Here is a 2838-nt window from a genome sequence, read left to right as displayed (position 1 = left end):
GGGCGGGCCGCCGGAGCGGCCCGCCCACGGGCGGTGGCAGCGGTCCTACTGCTGCTGGCGCTTCTTGTTGGCCGTCATGCGGCCGCGCTCCTTCTGGTCCAGGACGACCTTGCGGATGCGCACGTGCTCGGGGGTGACCTCCACGCACTCGTCCTCGCGGCAGAACTCCAGGGCCTGCTCCAGGGACAGCTTGCGCGGCGGCACCAGGCGCACCAGCTCGTCGCCGGTGGCCGAGCGCATGTTGGTGAGCTTCTTCTCCTTGGTGATGTTGACGTCCATGTCGTCGGCGCGCGAGTTCTCGCCCACGATCATGCCCTCGTAGACCTCGGTGCCCGGCTCGACGAAGAGCGTGCCGCGCTCCTGGAGGTTGAACATCGCGAACGCGACGGCCGAGCCGGCGCGGTCGGCCACCAGGGACCCGTTGGGGCGGGTGCGCAGCTCGCCGAACCACGGCTCGAACTTCTCGAAGACGTGGTGGGCGATACCGGTGCCGCGGGTCTCGGTGAGGAACTCGGTGCGGAAGCCGATGAGGCCGCGGGAGGGCACCAGCCAGTCCATGCGCACCCAGCCGGTGCCGTGGTTGACCATGTTCTCCATGCGGCCCTTGCGGATGCTGAGCAGCTGCGTGATGGCGCCCATGTACTCCTCGGGGGCGTCCACGGTGAGGCGCTCGACGGGCTCGTGCACCTTGCCGTCCACGACCCGGGTGACCACCTGCGGCTTGCCGACGGTCAGCTCGTAGCCCTCGCGGCGCATCTGCTCGACCAGGATGGCCAGCGCCAGCTCGCCGCGGCCCTGCACCTCCCAGGCGTCGGGGCGCTCGGTGGGCAGGACCCGCAGGGAGACGTTGCCGACGAGCTCCTTGTCGAGGCGGTCCTTGACCAGGCGCGCGGTGACCTTGGCGCCCTTGACCTTGCCGACCAGCGGCGAGGTGTTGGTGCCGATGGTCATGGAGATGGCGGGCTCGTCCACCTGGATGAGCGGCAGCGGGACCGGGTTCTCCAGGTCGGCGAGGGTCTCGCCGATCATGATGTCCTCGATACCGGCGATGGCGACGATGTCGCCGGGCCCGGCCTTCTCGGCGGGCTTGCGCTCCAGGCCCTCGGTCATGAGCAGCTCGGTGATCTTGACCTGCTGGGTGCTGCCGTCGGTGCGGATCCACGCGACCTGCTGGCCCTTGCGCAGCTCGCCCTGCTGGATGCGGCACAGCGCCAGGCGGCCGAGGAACGGGGAGGCGTCCAGGTTGGTCACGTGCGCCTGGAGCGGGGCCTCGGGGATGTACTCGGGGGCCGGGATGGTGTCCAGGATGGTGCTGAACAGCGGCACGAGGTTGTCGTTGTCGGGCACCGTGCCGTTGGCGGGGCGCTCCAGGGAGGCCTTGCCGTCGCGGGCGCAGGCGTAGACGATCGGGAACTCGATCTGCGACTCGTCGGCGTCCAGGTCCATGAACAGCTCGTAGGTGTCGTCCACGACCTCGGCGATCCGGCTGTCGGGCCGGTCGACCTTGTTGATCACGAGGATGACGGGGAGCTTGGCCTGGAGGGCCTTGCGCAGCACGAAGCGGGTCTGCGGGAGGGGGCCCTCGCTGGCGTCCACGAGCAGGACCACGCCGTCGACCATCGACAGGCCGCGCTCGACCTCGCCGCCGAAGTCGGCGTGGCCGGGGGTGTCGATGATGTTGATGACCACGTCCTCGCCCTCGGGCGTGGTGTAGTGGACGGCCGTGTTCTTGGCGAGAATGGTGATGCCCTTCTCGCGCTCCAGGTCGTTGGAGTCCATCACCCGGTCGTCGACGTCCTGGTTCTCCCGGAACACACCGGACTGCCAGAGCATGGCGTCAACGAGGGTCGTCTTGCCGTGGTCCACATGGGCCACGATCGCGACGTTGCGGAGGTCGCTGCGGCGTGCGGAGCCCTCGACGGGCGTAGCGCTGGACATGGGAAAGCTCGATCTCCTGGTACTGGGAAGAACCGCGGAGTGCCACGGCCCACCGCCAGTTTATGCGGTCATGGTGGACTGCTGGGGAAACGTGCAGGCCGCCGCCGTCACGGCCCGGTGCGGGCGAGCCCCGTGCACGCAAGCCCGGCGCGGACGGGCCCAGTGGAGGCGGGTCCCGCGCGGGCGGGCCCGGTGCGGGCGGGCCCGCGCAGACAAGCGCGGTGCGGGCGGGCCCCGTGCGGGCGTGCCGATGGAGACGAACCCGGTGGAGGCCGGTCGCCCCCGCGGGGCGCACGGCGGCGCCGGGCGGCACCCGTTCGCCGCAGGGTCCCGCTCGGGGACGCGGGAGGCCCGCTGGGGCGGCCCCGCGGCGCCCGCGGGGGTCAGGAGCGGGGGACGGCGCCCGGGGTGAGCAGGGGTTCGACGAGGTCGAGGAAGGGCACGTCGGCGGGCAGCCAGTCCGGTCCGCGCAGTTCGTCGGCGGCGAGCCAGCGCAGGGACAGGTGCTCCAGGGGCCGGGGCTCCCCCTCGACCAGTTCCGCGCGCCAGAGCCGCAGCACGGCGGGGCGCGTGTGCCTCCTGGCGGGCGCGGGGAAGGGCGCGTCCGCGCCGAGCTGGTGCAGGGGTCGGACGGTGGCGCCGAGTTCCTCGCGGCACTCGCGGACCAGGGCCTGCTCCGGGGTCTCCCCCGGATCGACCTTGCCGCCGGGGAACTCCCACCGGCCGCGCAGGGCCTCGGGTTCGGCGCGCTGGGCGGCCAGGACGCGGCCGTCACGGACGAGGACGGCGCCCACCACGATCAGGGTCTGCTGTTCCACGGTTCCCGAGCCTAACCAGTGCCGGTGACCTTCGGGTCGGGGCCCCGGGCGCCGACGCGGGGAGGCCGGCGCCCGGGGGTGC

At 72.3% G+C, this 2838-nt stretch carries 2 protein-coding genes; both read right to left on the bottom strand.

Translation table 11 applies throughout. The annotated features are described in order from the left end of the window. Nucleotides 1-45: 45 nt before the first annotated feature. Nucleotides 46-1938: a translational GTPase TypA gene (gene typA, locus DQW06_RS23405; protein ID WP_013154841.1), complete on the bottom strand. Its 1893-nt coding sequence runs from the start codon at nucleotides 1936-1938 to the stop codon at nucleotides 46-48. 383 nt (nucleotides 1939-2321) lie between these two features. Further along, entirely contained in the window at nucleotides 2322-2756 is a 435-nt protein-coding gene (locus tag DQW06_RS23400; RefSeq protein ID WP_013154842.1) for a (deoxy)nucleoside triphosphate pyrophosphohydrolase, read from the bottom strand. Nucleotides 2757-2838 lie beyond the last annotated feature (82 nt).

Origin of the sequence: Nocardiopsis sp. TNDT3 (assembly GCF_003427465.1) — a bacterium.
Lineage (GTDB): Bacteria > Actinomycetota > Actinomycetes > Streptosporangiales > Streptosporangiaceae > Nocardiopsis > Nocardiopsis dassonvillei.
This window is presented reverse-complemented; position numbering and strand designations above follow the sequence as displayed.

Coding starts and splice junctions, on each gene's coding strand:
- typA (WP_013154841.1), bottom strand. CDS start 1,938: ATGTCCAGCGCTACGCCCGTCGAGGGCTCCGCACGCCGCAGCGACCTC.